A 15,363-nucleotide genomic window follows, 5' to 3' on the forward strand; every position below is an offset into this window, starting at 1 on the left:
TGTCACTGCTCCTGGTGTGGCTGGTGCGGCCGGGTAGGGGGGAAGTCTGCGGTGTCGGTGGTGCCGACGGCCAGCGTGCGGTCGGGATTCAGCCGTACGACGATGTGGCGCCCCCATCGGGCGTCGTCGCGGTCGGCGTGGTCCTCGCGCCAGTGGCAGCCGCGGGTCTCCTCGCGGCGGCGGGCCGCCTCGACGAGCACGCGCGCGACGCACAGGAGGTTGGTGGCCTCCCAGGTGTCGACGCCGGGCTCGGCGGTCTTGCCGTTCTCGTCCAGGGCGTCACGGGCGTCCGTGTGCAGCCGCTGGAGCTGCGCGGCGGCCCTGGCCAGGGACTCCTCGGAGCGCAGCACGCCGGCGCCCTCGGTCATCGTCCGCTGGATGGCGAAGCGGGCCTCGGGGGCGAGCAGCGGGTGCGCGGGCTTCTCGGGGTGCGGGACCGGTGCGGGCACGCGCGCGTGCAGGCCGTGCTCCGCGCGGGCCGCCGTGATGTCGGCGGCGATCCGCTCGGCGTAGACGAGGCCTTCGAGGAGGGAGTTGGAGGCGAGCCGGTTCGCACCGTGCACGCCGGTGCACGCGACCTCGCCGCACGCGTAGAGCCCGGGGACGGTCGTGCGCCCGCGCGCGTCGGTGCGCACGCCCCCCGAGGCGTAGTGCGCGGCGGGCGCTATCGGGATGGGCTCGGTGACCGGGTCGATGCCGTTGGCCCGGCAGGCGGCCAGGATGGTCGGGAAGCGGTGCTCCCACATGTCGGCGCCGAAGTGCCGGGCGTCGAGGTACATGTGCTCGGCGTCCTGCTCCTGCATGCGCCGCATGATGCCCTTGGCGACGACGTCCCGGGGCGCCAGTTCGGCCAGTTCGTGCTGCCCCACCATGAAGCGCACGCCGTCGGCGTCGACCACGTGGGCGCCCTCGCCGCGCACCGCCTCGGAGACCAGCGGCTGCTGGCCCTCCGCGTCGGCGCCGAGGAAGAGCACGGTCGGGTGGAACTGCACGAACTCCAGGTCGCTGACCTCCGCGCCGGCCCGCAGGGCCAGCGCCACGCCGTCGCCGGTCGACACCGACGGGTTGGTGGTCGCGGAGAACACCTGGCCCATGCCGCCGGTGGCGAGGACGACCGCGGGGGCGTGCACGGCGCCCACGCCGTCGTGCTGGCCCTCGCCCATGACGTGCAGGGTGACACCGGCCGTACGGCCCTCGGCGTCGGTCAGCAGGTCCAGGACGAGCGCGTTCTCGAAGGTGCGCAGGCCACGCGCGCGTACCGCCTCCACGAGGGCCCGGGAGACCTCGGCGCCGGTGGCGTCGCCGCCCGCGTGCGCGATCCGGCGCCGGTGGTGGCCGCCCTCGCGGGTGAGGTCGAGGCCGCCCTCGGCGGACTCGTCGAAGATGGCGCCGGTGTCGATGAGCCGTCCCACCGCGCCGGGGCCCTCGGTGACGAGGATCCGTACCGCGTCCTCGTCGCAGAGGCCGGCACCCGCCACCAGGGTGTCCGCGAGGTGCTGCTCGGGCGTGTCGCCCTCGCCGAGGGCGGCGGCGATGCCGCCCTGCGCCCAGCGGGTGGAGCCGTCGTCCAGGCGGGCCTTGGTGACGACGACCGTGGTGAGCCCGGCGGCCTGGCAGCGCAGGGCCGCGGTCAGGCCGGCCACCCCGGACCCGACGACGACCACGTCCGCCGAGATGCTCCACCCGGGGGCGGGCGCGTGCAGTCGTATGCCGGTGCTGGTGCCTGTGCTGCTGGTGCCTGTGCTGGTCACGAGGCGGCTCCGAGGGTTCCGAAGGTGAGCGGAAGGTTGTCGATCAGCCGGGTCGTGCCGACCCGGGCGGCGACGGCGAGGACGGCCTCTCCGGTGAAGTCGTCGTCGATCTCGGTGAAGTCGGACGGGTCGACCAGGGCGAGGTAGTCCAGTTCGAGCGGCGGGTCGTAGTGGACGGCCTCGTCCAGGACCTGGCGGGCGGCGGCGCGGACCGCCGCGGCGGCGTTCGGCACGGCCTTGGCGACGGCGTGCGCGTCGGCGGCGGCGCGGGACTCGCCTATGGCGCTGAGCGCCTCGGCGCGCGCCCGCGTGGACGGCACTTCGAGCGCCCGCGCGCGCAGCGCCTCCTGCGCCGCGTGCCGGTCGCGGCCGGCGAACAGCGCGCGGGACAACGTCAGCGCCGTACGCCGGTCGTCGGTGGACAGGTAGCGGTTGCGGCTGGACAGCGCGAGCCCGTCGGCCTCGCGCACGGTCGGTACGCCGACGATCTCGATGCCGAAGTTCAGATCGCGCACCATGCGCCGGATCACGGCGAGCTGCTGGGCGTCCTTCTGCCCGAACAGGGCCGCGTCGGGCCGGGTGAGGTGCAGCAGCTTGGCGACGACGGTGAGGACGCCGTCGAAGTGCCCGGGGCGGGAGGCGCCCTCCAGGAGCGTGCCCATGGGCCCTGCGGTGACCCGCACCTGGGGCTCGCCCCCCGGGTAGACCTCGTCGGCGGAGGGCGCGAACACCACGTCCGCACCGGCCTGCTCGGCGATCTTCAGGTCGGCTTCCAGGGTGCGCGGGTAGCGGTCGAGGTCCTCGCCGGCACCGAACTGGAGCGGGTTGACGAAGACCGTGACGACGACCTCGCCGTCCGGGCCCGCGATCTCGCGCGCGGCACGGACCAGGGTGGCGTGGCCCTCGTGCAGGGCGCCCATGGTCATCACGACGGCGCGGCGGCCGTGCCGCACGCGCGCGTGCAGTTCGTCGGCGGTACGCAGCAGGGCGGTGCTCATCGGGGGTTCCCCTCCGTGCCGTTGGTGCCGGACGTGCCGTTGCCGCCGCCGTCGGCACTGTTGGCGAGGACGCCGAGCAGGTCCTCGGCGAGCTCCGGCTTCAGCAGGCCGTGCGCGAGCGCCCGGTCGGCCGTCGCGCGGGCCATCGCCAGGTAGCCGTCGACGGCCTGCGGGGCGTGCCTGCGCAACTCCGTGACATGCGCGGCGACGGTGCCCGCGTCCCCGCGCGCGACCGGCCCGGTCAGGGCCGCGTCACCGGAGCGCAGGGCGTTGTCCAGGGCGGCGCCGAGCAGCGGGCCGAGCATCCGGTCGGGGGCCTCCACGCCGGCGGTGCGCAGCAGCTCCATCGCCTGGGCGACCAGGGTGACCAGGTGGTTGGCGCCGAGGGCGAGGGCCGCGTGGTAGAGCGGGCGGTTCTCCTCGAAGATCCACTCCGGTTCGCCGCCCATCTCGATGACCAGGGCCTCGGCGGCCAGCCGCAGCTCCTCGGGCGCGGTCACCCCGAACGAGCAGCCCGCCAGCCGCTGTACGTCCACCGGCGTCCCGGTGAAGGTCATCGCCGGGTGCAGGGCCAGCGGCAGCGCGCCCGCGCGCAGGGCCGGGTCCAGGACCTTCGCGCCGTACCGCCCGGAGGTGTGCACGAGCAGCTGGCCGGGGCGTACGGCGCCGGTCTCGGCGAGGCCGGCGACCAGGCCGGGCAGGGCGTCGTCGGGGACGGTCAGCAGGACCAGTTCGGCGCGCTGGAGGACCTCGGCGGGGGGTACCACCGGGACGTCGGGCAGCATCGCCTCGGCGCGCCGCCGGGAGGCGTCGGAGACCCCGGAGACGGCCACCGGGCGGTGCCCGGCGAGCTGCAGGGACGCGGCCAGCGCAGGGCCCACCCGGCCGGCTCCGACAACGCCGACGGTGAGCCGCGCGGGGCGGTCACTGGGGTCTGGCTGTTGGACTGTACTCACGCGAGGGTGGCCTTCCCGTTCCAGTCCGCTCTGGGTACCGGACGATTTCTCGTCATGTTAACGCTATCCGGTCCGGGGCCGATCGGCCGTCCACAGGCTGTGGGTGACGGGTCACACCGCCGGTACGGAAAAAAATGACGGGCCCCGGTCGAGGTGCCACGGCATCATCCACGGCATGAGTGACACGGCCACGGCCCAGGACGAGCAGTCCGAGGAACCCCTGTCGGCGCAGGACCGGATGCGGGAGCGGCGCACCACCGCCTACCGGGGGGCCACGCGCATCCTCGCGCGCGGGGGAGCGCGTGCCTCGCTCCGCGAACGGCTCGCGCGGCTCCAGGAGGCGGCCCCCGAGGCCTACGACCTGGACGAACCGTCGGACATCTACGGCAACGGGATCGTCGAGGCCCTGGAGCGGCGCGTCGCGTCCCTGCTGGGCACGGAGGCCGCCGCGTTCTTCCCGACCGGCACGATGGCCCAGCAGGTCGCCCTGCGGTGCTGGGCGGCCCGCACCGGCAACCCCACGGTCGCCCTGCACGCCCTCGCCCACCCCGAGCTGCACGAGCGCAACGCCTTCCGCGAGGTGGCCGGCCTGCGCACCGTGCGCGTCACCGGTGAGCCCCGGCTCCCCACCGCCCAGGAGATACGCGACTTCCCGGAGCCCTTCGGGGCGCTGATGCTGGAGCTGCCCCTCAGGGACGCCGGTTTCGTGCTGCCCTCCTGGGAGGAGCTCACGGAGCTGGTGGAGGCGGCGCGGGAGCGCGACGCGGTGGTGCACTTCGACGGCGCGCGCCTGTGGGAGTCCACCGTCCACTTCGGGCGCACCCTGCGCGAGATCGCGGACCTGGCGGACAGCGTCTACGTGTCGTTCTACAAGTCCCTCGACGGCTTCGGCGGCGCCGCCCTGGCCGGCCCGAAGACGCTGGTCGAGGAGGCGAAGACCTGGCGCCACCGCTACGGCGGCATGGTCTTCCAGCAGTTCCCGACCGCCCTGTCGGCCCTGGCCGGCCTGGACCGCGAACTGCCCCGCCTCCCGGACTACGTCCGCCACGCGCGCGTGGTCGCCACGGCCCTGCGGGACGGCTTCGCCGCGTCGGGCGTCCCCTGGTTCCGCGTCCACCCCGGGGAACCCCACACCCACCAGTTCCAGGTCTGGCTGCCCTACGACCCCGACACCCTGCTGGACACCGCGGTACGCCAGGCCGAGGACACCGGCACCTACCTCTTCCCCGGCTTCTGGGCCCAGGAGGGCCCGGGCCTGTCGATGACGGAGGTCACGGTGGCGGAGGCGGGCCTGGAGTGGACACCGGAGGACGTGAGGAAAGCGGTCGCGGACTTCGTCACGCGGTTGCCCGCCACGCCCCGGTAGCGGGCGCAGGGAACAGCGCCCCTTCAGGGGCGCGGGGAACTGCGCGACCGGCCCCCACCGGCCCGCACCCGCCACCGAACCGCACTCGGCACCCCACCAGGCGCCCGGCCCACCGACCCCCGGGAGGGATGCAGGATGGTGACATGAGCGTACGTATCGACATCCCGGGCCTACGGCCCGAGTGCGTCGCCGTCGTGCCCTCCCCGCTCGCCGAGCTCGGCATGGCCCTGCACGCGCTGTCCGAGCCGGGCCACCACCCCGGCCTGCGGGGCTGGGCGACCGGTGTGACCGCCCGCATGGAGCCGCACCTGGCCGACCGGATGTGCGAGGCCGACTTCCTGTGGCGGACGACGTTCTCGGACCTGTTCCTGCCGTACGCGGCGGTGCCGGACGCCCTCCCGGCCGGCACCCTCGTGGCGGAACTCGACCAGCTGGACAAGCTGACGGACGAACAGTTCGTCGACGCGGCCATGGAGTTCACGTGCGTGCTGACGTACGCCACGCAGGCACCGGCCCTCCTGTCGGATCCCGCCGGGCGCCGCCGGGCGCTGGAGGTGGCTGCCTCCCGGGGCCCGCAGCAGGTCCGGTTCGCCCGACGGCTGCTCGACGATCCGCCGAGCGTGCGCGCGTGGCTGCGCCGGTTCCTGGAGGACTGCGCCGAGGCGTTCTTCGACGAGACCTGGTCACGGCTGCGCCACCAGCTGGCGGCCGATGCCCGGCACAAGACGGAGCTGCTGCGCCACAAGGGGCTGGCCGAGGCGCTGGCGGCGGTCTCGCCCGTCGTGACGCTCGACGAGGCGGGCGCGCGGATCACCGTCGACAAGCTCACCGACGGCCACGCGCGCGTGGCCGCGGACGGCCTGCTGCTGGTGCCCACGAGCCTGGGCTGGCCGCACCTGATGGTGCTGCACCGCTACGGCTGGCAGCCGGTGCTGCACTACCCGGTCGGTTCGCCGGAGCTCGCCGCGCCCGCGTCCGTGGAGGAGCTGACGCTGCGGATGGCGGCGCTGTCGCATCCCGTGCGGATGCGGCTGTGCCGGTATCTGGCGCGCAGCGCGTACACCACCAGTGAGCTGGCGCAGGTGCACGGGCTGTCGGCGCCGGAGGTGTCCCGGCACCTCGGCGTGCTCAAGAAGGCGGGCCTGGTCACGACGCGCCGCCGCGGGCGGTACGTCCTGCACCAACTCGACGTCACGGTCGTCGCCCGGCTCGGCAGCGACTTCCTGGAGGGCATCCTCCGGTAGCGGGCCGCGCCAGGTCGTCGGTCGTCCGCAGCACCGTCGTGGTCGCTCGCGCAGTTCCTCCCCCAGCCTTCGGCTGGGGGTACCCCCAGCGCCCCTTGCGGGGCGCTTCAACGGGGCGCTTCAGTGGCCGCCGCCCGCTCGCACCAGGCCGGTCTCGTAGGCCAGGACGACCACCTGGACGCGGTCGCGGAGTCCGAGTTTGGTCAGGATGCGGCCCACGTGGGTCTTCACGGTCGCCTCGGACAGCACCAGGCGGCTCGCGATCTCGCCGTTGGACAGGCCCTGCGCGACCAGCACCATGACCTCGCGCTCGCGCTCGGTGAGCCGGTCCAGTTCCTGGTGCCGGGGCTCCTTGCCCGCGGAGGGCAGCATCGGCGCGAAACGGTCGAGGAGGCGCCGGGTGGTGGAGGGCGCGACGACGGCGTCGCCGCTGTGCACGGAACGGATGGCGGCCAGCAGTTCGCCCGGGGGCACGTCCTTGAGCATGAAGCCGGAGGCGCCCGCCTTCAGCCCCGAGAAGGCGTACTCGTCGAGGTCGAAGGTGGTCAGGATGAGCACCTTGGGCGGGTCGGGCTGCTCGCAGATGCGCCGGGTGGCCTCGACGCCGTCCAGCTTGGGCATGCGCACGTCCATGAGGACGACGTCCACGGCGGTGGATCTCAGCACCTGGAGGGCCTCGACGCCGTCGCCCGCCTCCGCGACGACCTCCATGTCCGGCTGGGCCGCGAGCACCATCCGGAACCCGGTGCGCAGCAGCACCTGGTCGTCGACGAGCATCACGCGGATCGTCATCGGGTCCTCTTCCGTTTCTCGTTCTGGTTCGGCCGCCGGTCGTCGGCCAGGGGGCGTGACAGGTGTCAACCGGGGGCGTGCGTCTGCGTCAATGCGCTGGTTTGAGCGGGAGCAGGGCACTGATGCGGAATCCTCCGCCAGGGCGGGGGCCCGCGTCGAGGGTGCCGCCCACCATGCCGACGCGCTCGCGCATGCCGATCAGGCCGTGCCCCTGGCCGTCGGCGCCGCCCTCCTCGTACATCTCGTGCGGGGCGCCCTTGCCGTCGTCCTCGACCAGCAGCCCGAGTCCGTCGTCGAAGTAGACGAGCCGCACGCTGGCGCCCGCGTTGGGGCCGCCGTGCTTGCGGGTGTTGGTGAGCGCCTCCTGCACGATCCGGTACGCCGTGAGCTCGACGCCGCTGGGCAGCGGGCGCGGGGTGCCCTCGACCTTGAAGTCGACGGGCAGCCCGGAGGTGCGGCACTGCTCGATGAGCTCGTCGATCTGCTCGACGTCGGGCTGCGGGACGTACTCGCCGACCTCCTTGTGCTCGCCGGTGCGCAGCACGCCCAGCAGGCGGCGCATCTCGGCGAGGGCCTGGCGGCCGGTGGAGGAGATCGTCTCCAGCGCCTTCTTCGCCTGGTCGGGGGCGGCGTCGAGGACGTAGGCGGCGCCGTCGGCCTGGACCACCATCACCGACACGTTGTGCGCGACCACGTCGTGCAGCTCGCGTGCGATCCGGGCGCGCTCCGCGGCGACCGCGACCTTGGCCTGCGCCTCGCGCTCCTTCTCCAGCCGGGCGGCCCGCTCCTCCAGTTGCGCGAAGTAGGCGCGGCGGGTGCGCATGGAGTCGCCGAGCACCCAGGCGAGCACGAACGGCACCGTCTGGAACAGCACGATCGCGACGCGCCCCGGGAAGCTCGCCTCGTCCTGCGGCCACCGGATCTGCGCCAGGGGCGCCGCGCACAACCCGGCGTAGAGGCCGCACCGGGACGCCCAGCGCGCGCCGACGGCGGCGTTCGTGCAGACGATCACCAGCATGGCGAAGTTGGCGACGGTCGTCTCCACGTCCAGCACCAGCTGGGCCAGGCCGGTGGCCGCGGCCAGCCCCAGCATCGGCTCCGGGAACCGGCGGCGCAGCGCGACGACGACGCACATCACGACGGACACGGCCAGCATGGCGGCCCTGGACCCGTGGTGCTGCTGGGCCTCACCGAGCTTCCAGATGCTCGCGCCGGAGATCCCGAGCAGGACGACGGCCCAGAAGCTGTCGACCCATGTCGGGTGCCTGCGGAGGAAGTCATAGAGGCGCTGCACGTAACCCAGAGTAGGGAAGCGTGATAGGTGCAGGGGTCAACCGGAGGGCCGATCCCTGTTCCGCACGCGTACTCCGCAAGGTGGAGAAGGTGATCACCTGTGCGCCTAGTCTGGCCCGGTGACGGATGAGGCGACGCGAGAGACGGCCGACGACGCCCGTGGCTGGCGTGCGGCCACCGAGGCGGCCCTGTACGGCCCCGGCGGCTTCTACCGCCGCCCGGAGGGCCCGGCCGGGCACTTCCGCACGTCGGTGCACGCCTCGCGGCTGTTCGCCGAGGCCGTGGCCGAACTGCTGTGCCGGGTCGACGAGGCCCTGGGCCGCCCCGAGACGCTCGACTTCGTGGACATGGGCGCCGGCCGGGGCGAGCTGGTCAGGGGCGTGCTGGCGGCCCTGCCCGCGGACGTGGCGGCCCGCACGCGTGCGTACGCCGTCGAACTCGCCGACCGCCCGCCGGGCCTGCCCGACCGGATCACCTGGCTGACCGAGCTCCCGCGCACGGTCCGGGGCCTGCTCTTCGCCAACGAATGGCTCGACAACGTGCCGGTCGAGGTCGCCGAGGTGGACCCGGCCGGGGTGGCCCGCCTGGTGCACGTCCGGCGGGACGGCACCGAACTGCTCGGCGAGCGCGTGTCGGGCGCGGACGCGCAGTGGCTCGCGAGGTGGTGGCCGCTGGGCACCGAACCGGGACTGCGCGCGGAGATCGGGCTGCCCCGGGACCGGGCGTGGGCGTCCGCCGTCACCAGCCTCCAGCGGGGGCTCGCGGTCGCCGTCGACTACGCGCACACCATGGACACGCGCCCGCCGTTCGGGACGCTCACCGGCTTCCGCGAGGGACGCGCCACGGTGCCCGTGCCGGACGGGGCCTGCGACATCACGGCGCATGTGGCGCTGGACGCGTGCACGGCGCTCGACCCGGCGCTCAGGCTGCCCGAGGCGCTCCTGTGCACGCAACGCGACGCCTTGCGCGCCCTCGGCCTGGTCGGCGCACGCCCTCCGCTCACGCTCGCCTCCACGAACCCCGCCGGGTATGTGCGCGCCCTCGCGACCGCGGGCGAGGCCGCCGAGCTCACCGCCGCCGGCGGCCTCGGCGACTTCCTGTGGCTGCTGCAGCCGGTGGGCCTGGAGGACGCGCTGCTCTAGGCGCTCCGCGGGAAGGGGCGCGATCTGCCGTCCGCGGCGCCGTCGTGGCTGGTCGCGCCCACGCGGCGGAGCCGCATATCGATACAGCCCCGCGCCCCTTACGGGGCGTACTCGCCCCTACTTGTCGATGTCTCCCACCACGAAGAACAGCGAACCCAGGATCGCGACCATGTCCGCCACCAGGGTCCCCGGGAGCAGTTCGGTCAGGGCCTGGATGTTGTTGTACGACGCCGAGCGCAGCTTCAGCCGGTACGGGGTCTTCTCGCCCTTGCTGACGAGGTAGTAGCCGTTGATGCCGAGGGGGTTCTCGGTCCAGGCGTAGGTGTGGCCCTCGGGTGCCTTGAGGACCTTGGGGAGCCGCTGGTTGACCGGTCCGGGCGGCAGGTCGGCGAGCCGGTCCAGGCAGGCGTCGGCCAGGGCCAGGGCGTTGTGCGTCTGCTCCAGGAGGCATTCGAAGCGGGCTAGGCAGTCGCCCTCGGTCCGGGTGACGACCTTCAGGGTGTCCTGGAGCTCGCCGTAGGCCAGGTAGGGCTCGTCGCGGCGCAGGTCGAAGTCGACGCCCGAGGCCCGCGCGATGGGCCCGCTCACGCCGTACGCGTGCACGGCCGCCGGCGCGAGGACGCCCACGTCCCGGGTACGGCCGCGGAAGATCTCGTTGCCGAGGACCAGGTCGTCGAAGACGTCCATGCGGGAGCGGACGTCGGAGACGGCCGCACGCGCGCGTGCCGTCCAGCCGGCCGGCAGGTCCTCCTTGAGGCCGCCGACGCGGTTGAACATGTAGTGCATGCGCCCGCCGGAGACCTCCTCCATGACGTTCTGGAGCTCCTCGCGCTCGCGGAAGGCGTAGAAGACCGGGGTGATCCCGCCCAGCTCCAGCGGATAGGAGCCGAGGAACATCAGGTGGTTGAGGACCCGGTTCAGCTCGGCGAGCAGGGTGCGGGTCCACACCGCGCGGACGGGCACCTCCATGCCGAGCATGCGCTCGACGGCGAGGACCACGCCCAGCTCGTTGGCGAAGGCCGACAGCCAGTCGTGGCGGTTGGCGAGCATGATGATCTGCCGGTAGTCGCGGGCCTCGAAGAGCTTCTCCGCGCCCCGGTGCATGTAGCCGATCACCGGCTCCGCGGAGACGATCCGCTCGCCGTCCAGCACCAGCCGCAGCCGCAGCACGCCGTGCGTGGAGGGGTGCTGGGGGCCGATGTTGAGCACCATGTCGGTGCTCTCGGCGGCGCCGCCGATCCCGACCGTGGTCTGCGTCGTGGGCGTCATGGACCCAGTCTCTCCTACGTACGCTGGCTCTATGGAGACGGGGAGCGCCGCCGGCGCCGAGACCACGGGGACCGAGCCGGTGTGGACGGGGCTGCCGCCCGGCCTGCTGCGGATGCGCCGGCTGCTGCTGGTGGTGTGGCTGGGGCTGCTCGCCCTGGCCCTGGGACTGCTGCCGGGCCTGCTCGCGGGCCCGGTGTGGGCGGCGTTCGCGCTGCTGCCGCTGGCCCTGCTGGCCTGGGGCTGGGTGCTGCTGGGCCGCAACTGGCGCTCCTGGCGGTACGCCGAGCGCGCCGACGACCTGCTGATCAGCCGCGGGGTGCTGTGGCGGGAGGAGACCGTGGTGCCGTACGGGCGGATGCAGCTGGTGGAGGTCACCTCGGGGCCCGTCGAGCGGCACTTCGGGCTGGCCAGCGTGCAGCTGCACACCGCGGCGGCGGCCACCGACGCGACGATCCCCGGGCTCGACCCGGCCGAGGCGGAACGGCTGCGCGACCGGCTCACGGAGCTCGGCGAGGCCCGATCGGCGGGGCTGTGAGCGCGCCGGGCGTCGAGGGCGCCATAGGTGCGGGCAAGGCCGTGGGCGAGCGGCGGCTGCACCCGGTGACGCCGTTCCGGCGGGCGTGGGCGCCGGTCGCGGTGCTCACCGGCTGGGCGGTGCACGACCCGAACCAGGCGCAGGAGCAGCTGACGAAGCTGACCACGACCATGGTGCTGGGCGGGCTCGCCGCCCTGGTCACGGCGGGTGCCCTGTACGGCTTCCTGACCTGGTGGTTCACCTACTTCTCGGTGACCGACAGCGAACTGCGGATACGCACCGGCCTGTTGTTCCGGCGCACCGCGCACATCCGCCTCGAACGGATCCAGGCCGTCGACGTCACCCAGCCGCTCCTCGCGCGCGTCGCGGGCGTCGCCAAGCTGCGGATAGACGTGGTCGGCACCGACAAGAAGGACGAACTCGCCTTCCTCGGCCAGGGCGAGGCACGGGCGCTCCGCGCGGAGCTGCTCGCGCGCGCCGCCGGGTTCGCGCCCGAGACGGCGCGCGAGGTCGGCGAGGCGCCGGCGCACGAGCTGATGCGGGTGCCCCCGGCCAAGCTCGCGCTCTCGATCGTGCTGACGGGCGCCACCTGGGGCTCCCTGGCCGCCGCCCTCGTGGCCCCGCCGCTCCTCTGGCTGGCGACCCACAGCGTGTGGACGGTCCTCGCGACCGCCGTACCGCTGCTCGGCGCGGCGGCCACGACCAGCGTGGGGCGGTTCGTCGGGGAGTACGACTGGACGGTCGGGGAGTCCCCGGACGGGCTGCGCATCGACCACGGGCTCCTCGACCGCACCCACGAGACGGTGCCGCCGGGACGGGTGCAGACCGTGCGGATCGTGGAGCCGCTGATGTGGCGGCCACTGCGCTGGGTGCGGGTCGAGCTGGACGTGGCGGGGTCGGCGAACTCGGTGCTGGTCCCGGTCGCCCCGCGCGCGGTCGCCGAGTCGGTCGTCGCGCGCGTGCTGCCCGGTGTGACCGTCCCCGGTGAGCTCCGGCGGTCGCCGGGGCGGGCCCGCTGGTGCGTGCCGCTGTGGTGGCGCGGATACGGGCTCGCGGTCACCGACGCGGTGTTCGCGGCGCGGCACGGGCTGCTGCGCCGGAAGCTGTCACTCGTCCCGCACGCCAAGGTCCAGAGCGTACGGCTGACGCAGGGGCCCTGGGAGCGGCTGTGGGGGCTCGCGGACGTCCATGTGGACACGGGGGCCGACAAGACCGTGACGGCCCGGCTGCGGGGCGCCCAGGAGGCCGCGGCGCTGCTGCGGGAGCAGGCCGAGCGGTCCCGCACCGGGCGCCGGGCGGCGCGACCGGACCGCTGGATGGCCTGACGGCCGTCGTCGGTCGGTGGTCGGGTGCGGGCCGGTGGGGGCTGGTCGCGCCCGACCACCGACCGCCCGCGTGTTCAGGACGCGGCGCTGCGCAGACCGCCGAGGTTGATCTGCTCCGTCTCGTCGTGCGCGGTCAGGTCGATGACCTGGCCGACGCCCCGCGCCTGCGCGTCGGCGGGCTTGAACTCGGCCTCGGACTCGGCCTTGTGGAGCGCGAGCGCCTCCTGGCCGACGACGTCCGCGAGGTCCTCGTTGTGCACGGTGTCCAGGCCGCCCGCGGGCGAGCCCTTCTGGGTGCCGAAGAAGTCGAAGCCGCCGGTGACCAGCGGGCGCGGGATCGGCGCGGCCGGCAGGACCGCCACCGCGGTCGGCACCGTGAAGTGTCCCGAGGGCTTGACGGACTTCGCGGACGGTGCCGCCGAGGGGCGGGCGTCCTGCTCCACCGGCGCCGGGGCGGTGTCCTCGCCCGCGTCGGGCCCTGCCGTGCTGGCGGCGACCGCGCGCGTGTGCCCGTCGGCCGCCTCGGGCTGCCCCTGTGCCTCGTCCTCCGGCGCGGTCTCGCCCGTCGGGGCGGTCCCGGGCCCGGCGGCCGTCTCCGCCGACCCCTCGGCGTCGGTGCCCGCGTCGGTCCCGTCCTTGGCGATGTCCTTCGCGGTGTTCTTCGCGATGTCCTTCGCGGTGTCCTTCTCGTCGAACCGGGCCAATGCCACCTTGGCCCGCAGGAACAGCTTGGAACCCTCCGGCGAGAAGATCGCGGGAACCGTCTCCTCGACCGTCAGCTCCCCGCTCTTCGCCTCGTTCTTCGCCCCGGTCTTCTCCTCGACGCCCGCCGCGGACTCCTCCGCCGCGTCCGCCTCCGGGGCGGCCGACAGCTCGTTGGACGGCTCGGCGGCCTCGATCTCCAGCAGGCGGCGGCCTTCCAGGGCGCTCGCGCGCTCGGTCTCGGCCGTGGCGTAGCGGCGCAGCAGGGACGCGTGCTCGTTGCGCAGACCCGCCAGTTCCGACCGCTTCGCGCGCAGTCGCTGCTCCAGCTTGGCGCGCAGCTCCCGCGACTCCTCCAGGTCGGTCTCCAGCTCGGCGATCCGCTCCTCGTGGCGCCACTCGTCGCTCGCACGCGCGCGTGACAGGTCGGCCACCTGCTTGCCCGCCTCGCTGTCCCAGCGCCGCATGACGGCGGCGCCGACGGCCGCGGTGGCCGCGGCTATCGCGGCCAGGGTGCGCAGCACCGTCGGTTGGGAGAACAACCAGGGGCCCAGGGCGCAGCCGAGGGAGACACCGGCGATCGCCGAGGGAGGCAACAGCCTGTGCAAGGGCGGTGAATGACGGTGGCGTCCACGTGGCATGGCCAGAAACTTACCGCGCGTAGGCGAATCGTGGTGCCCCGGGCCGTAAAAACACAGCGACAACGAAGTCTTCACACGGTATCGGCAGGGACGCGCCTCAGCGGTCTCCCAACCGGCCGCTGATCCACTGGAGCGTCGCGGGAATCTCGCGCCGCCAGGTGTTGAAGTTGTGGCCGCCGCTGTCGAGGATGATCGACGAGATCCGGGTCAGTTTCGTGGCCTCCGCGCTCGCGATGAATCTCAGCGTGGCCTTGTAGTTGGTTTCCCCGACTTTGCTGCTGGTGACCAGCAGGGAGGTGTCCGGGGCGGGCTCGTGCTTCAGGTACCACCAGAGGTCCGCGCGGTTCTCCAGGTACCGGTCGCCCTGGAAGAGGTCGCCGGTCGTGGCGTCGTGGGGCGCCTTGTACGACGGGGAGAGCCCGGCGCCGGCCGCGTACACACCGGGGTGGTGCACGGCGAGCTTGAGCGCGCAGTAGCCGCCCGTCGAGTCGCCGACTATCCCCCAGCCGCCCGGCTTCACCGCGGCCCGGTAGTGCGCGCGCACGGCTTCGGGCAGGTCTTCGGCGAAGAAGGTCTCGGTCTGCGGGCCGTGCGGGACGTCCACGCACTCGGTGTCCCGGGGCGGCGCGACCGTGGGCCGCAGCATCACCAGGATCGTCGGCCGCATCTTCCCGTCCCGGACCAGGTGCTGCGCCGTGCGCGGGTAGTGCAGCTTGTCGACCAGCGCCCGCGCGGTACCGGGGTAGCCGCTGAGGACCACCACCACCGGGAACGTCCGCGTGCGGTACTGCGGCTGGAAGTACTCCGGCGGCAGGTACACGTACGCGGGCGTGGTGATGTGGGTGGTACGGCCGACTATGCCGACCTGCTGGAGCTGCCCGGCCGTCGTCGGCAGCGAGCCGCCCATGCCGTGCACCTGCGAGGTGGACACCACCTGGAGCGGACCGGCCGCATGGTTGACGACGACGCCCTGGTCGGTCTCCGTGCCGAACAGGTCGGCCCAGCTCGCGTAGAAACCGAAGGCCTGGTTGACGGCGATCCCGACGCACGCGAAGAGTGCCAACTGGGTGGCCAGCAGAAGACCGACGCGGCCACCGACGGCCCGCCAGGTCCGGCGGCCCAGCCGGGGCCACAGCCACACCGTGCCTACGAACAGCAGTACGGCGAACAAGATCGCCAATGCCAGCAGCTTATTGCTCGTGAGACCCATGAGGTGCTTCCTGCCTGCGCTTTCCCCCGAGACCACCGCCACTTTCAGCGAGGCTTGCCCCGGGCTTTCCCTGGCCTTTGAACCGGCTTTCCGGTGGGGAGTGAACCTCTCCCCCCGAGACACCGTCCTAGAGGGCGCA

Annotated in this window: 13 protein-coding genes; 5 read left to right on the forward strand and 8 right to left on the reverse strand. The window is 73.6% G+C overall.

Annotation, left to right across the window (positions count from 1 at the left end; all coding sequences use genetic code 11):
- Positions 1–2: 2 nt before the first annotated feature.
- The 3 genes from AB0D74_RS28260 to AB0D74_RS28270 are packed head-to-tail and all read right to left on the reverse strand — an operon-like array spanning position 3 to position 3,705.
- A complete protein-coding gene (locus tag AB0D74_RS28260) occupies positions 3–1,751 on the reverse strand; it encodes an L-aspartate oxidase (protein WP_362592846.1) in 1,749 nt (582 codons plus the stop codon).
- Complete coding sequence (gene panC / locus AB0D74_RS28265; protein WP_362592850.1) at positions 1,748–2,749, reverse strand: pantoate--beta-alanine ligase; 1,002 nt, start codon at positions 2,747–2,749, stop codon at positions 1,748–1,750. Before panC ends, AB0D74_RS28260 begins: the two co-directional genes overlap by 4 nt.
- Entirely contained in the window at positions 2,746–3,705 is a 960-nt protein-coding gene (locus AB0D74_RS28270) for a DUF2520 domain-containing protein (RefSeq protein ID WP_362592853.1), read from the reverse strand. Before AB0D74_RS28270 ends, panC begins: the two co-directional genes overlap by 4 nt.
- Positions 3,706–3,880: 175 nt before the next feature.
- Here AB0D74_RS28270 and AB0D74_RS28275 point away from each other — a divergent pair, with 175 nt between their 5' ends.
- Positions 3,881–5,071: a beta-eliminating lyase-related protein gene (locus AB0D74_RS28275; RefSeq protein ID WP_362592856.1), complete on the forward strand. Its 1,191-nt coding sequence runs from the start codon at positions 3,881–3,883 to the stop codon at positions 5,069–5,071.
- Positions 5,072–5,214: 143 nt separating this feature from the next.
- Positions 5,215–6,315, forward strand: coding sequence for a DUF5937 family protein (locus AB0D74_RS28280; protein ID WP_362592859.1), 1,101 nt, complete (start codon positions 5,215–5,217; stop codon positions 6,313–6,315).
- A 120-nt stretch (positions 6,316–6,435) separates the two neighbouring features.
- On the opposite strand, the gene AB0D74_RS28285 is transcribed toward AB0D74_RS28280, so the two are convergent.
- Complete coding sequence (locus tag AB0D74_RS28285; RefSeq protein ID WP_362592862.1) at positions 6,436–7,107, reverse strand: response regulator transcription factor; 672 nt, start codon at positions 7,105–7,107, stop codon at positions 6,436–6,438.
- 88 nt (positions 7,108–7,195) lie between these two features.
- Positions 7,196–8,401, reverse strand: coding sequence for a sensor histidine kinase (locus AB0D74_RS28290; RefSeq protein WP_362592865.1), 1,206 nt, complete (start codon positions 8,399–8,401; stop codon positions 7,196–7,198).
- Between the two features lie 118 nt (positions 8,402–8,519).
- Between AB0D74_RS28290 and AB0D74_RS28295 the strand changes: the two genes are divergently transcribed.
- The gene (locus tag AB0D74_RS28295) at positions 8,520–9,542 is read left to right on the forward strand and encodes an SAM-dependent methyltransferase (protein WP_362592868.1); all 1,023 of its coding nucleotides are present in this window, start codon (positions 8,520–8,522) and stop codon (positions 9,540–9,542) included.
- Between the two features lie 117 nt (positions 9,543–9,659).
- Here AB0D74_RS28295 and AB0D74_RS28300 read toward each other — a convergent pair whose 3' ends face one another.
- A complete protein-coding gene (locus tag AB0D74_RS28300; protein ID WP_362592871.1) occupies positions 9,660–10,811 on the reverse strand; it encodes an NADH-quinone oxidoreductase subunit D in 1,152 nt (383 codons plus the stop codon).
- 31 nt (positions 10,812–10,842) lie between these two features.
- Here AB0D74_RS28300 and AB0D74_RS28305 point away from each other — a divergent pair, with 31 nt between their 5' ends.
- Both AB0D74_RS28305 and AB0D74_RS28310 read left to right on the forward strand, forming a co-directional pair.
- On the forward strand, positions 10,843–11,346 hold the full coding sequence (locus tag AB0D74_RS28305) for a PH domain-containing protein (protein ID WP_362592873.1): 504 nt from the start codon (positions 10,843–10,845) through the stop codon (positions 11,344–11,346).
- Entirely contained in the window at positions 11,343–12,671 is a 1,329-nt protein-coding gene (locus AB0D74_RS28310; RefSeq protein WP_362592876.1) for a PH domain-containing protein, read from the forward strand. Before AB0D74_RS28305 ends, AB0D74_RS28310 begins: the two co-directional genes overlap by 4 nt.
- A 74-nt stretch (positions 12,672–12,745) precedes the next feature.
- Here AB0D74_RS28310 and AB0D74_RS28315 read toward each other — a convergent pair whose 3' ends face one another.
- A complete protein-coding gene (locus AB0D74_RS28315; protein WP_362592879.1) occupies positions 12,746–13,981 on the reverse strand; it encodes a hypothetical protein in 1,236 nt (411 codons plus the stop codon).
- A 130-nt stretch (positions 13,982–14,111) separates the two neighbouring features.
- A complete protein-coding gene (locus tag AB0D74_RS28320; RefSeq protein WP_362592882.1) occupies positions 14,112–15,224 on the reverse strand; it encodes an alpha/beta hydrolase-fold protein in 1,113 nt (370 codons plus the stop codon).
- Between the last annotated feature and the right edge of the window lie 139 nt (positions 15,225–15,363).

The sequence above is a fragment of the Streptomyces sp. NPDC048278 genome (assembly GCF_040652195.1).
Taxonomy (GTDB): Bacteria; Actinomycetota; Actinomycetes; order Streptomycetales; family Streptomycetaceae; genus Streptomyces.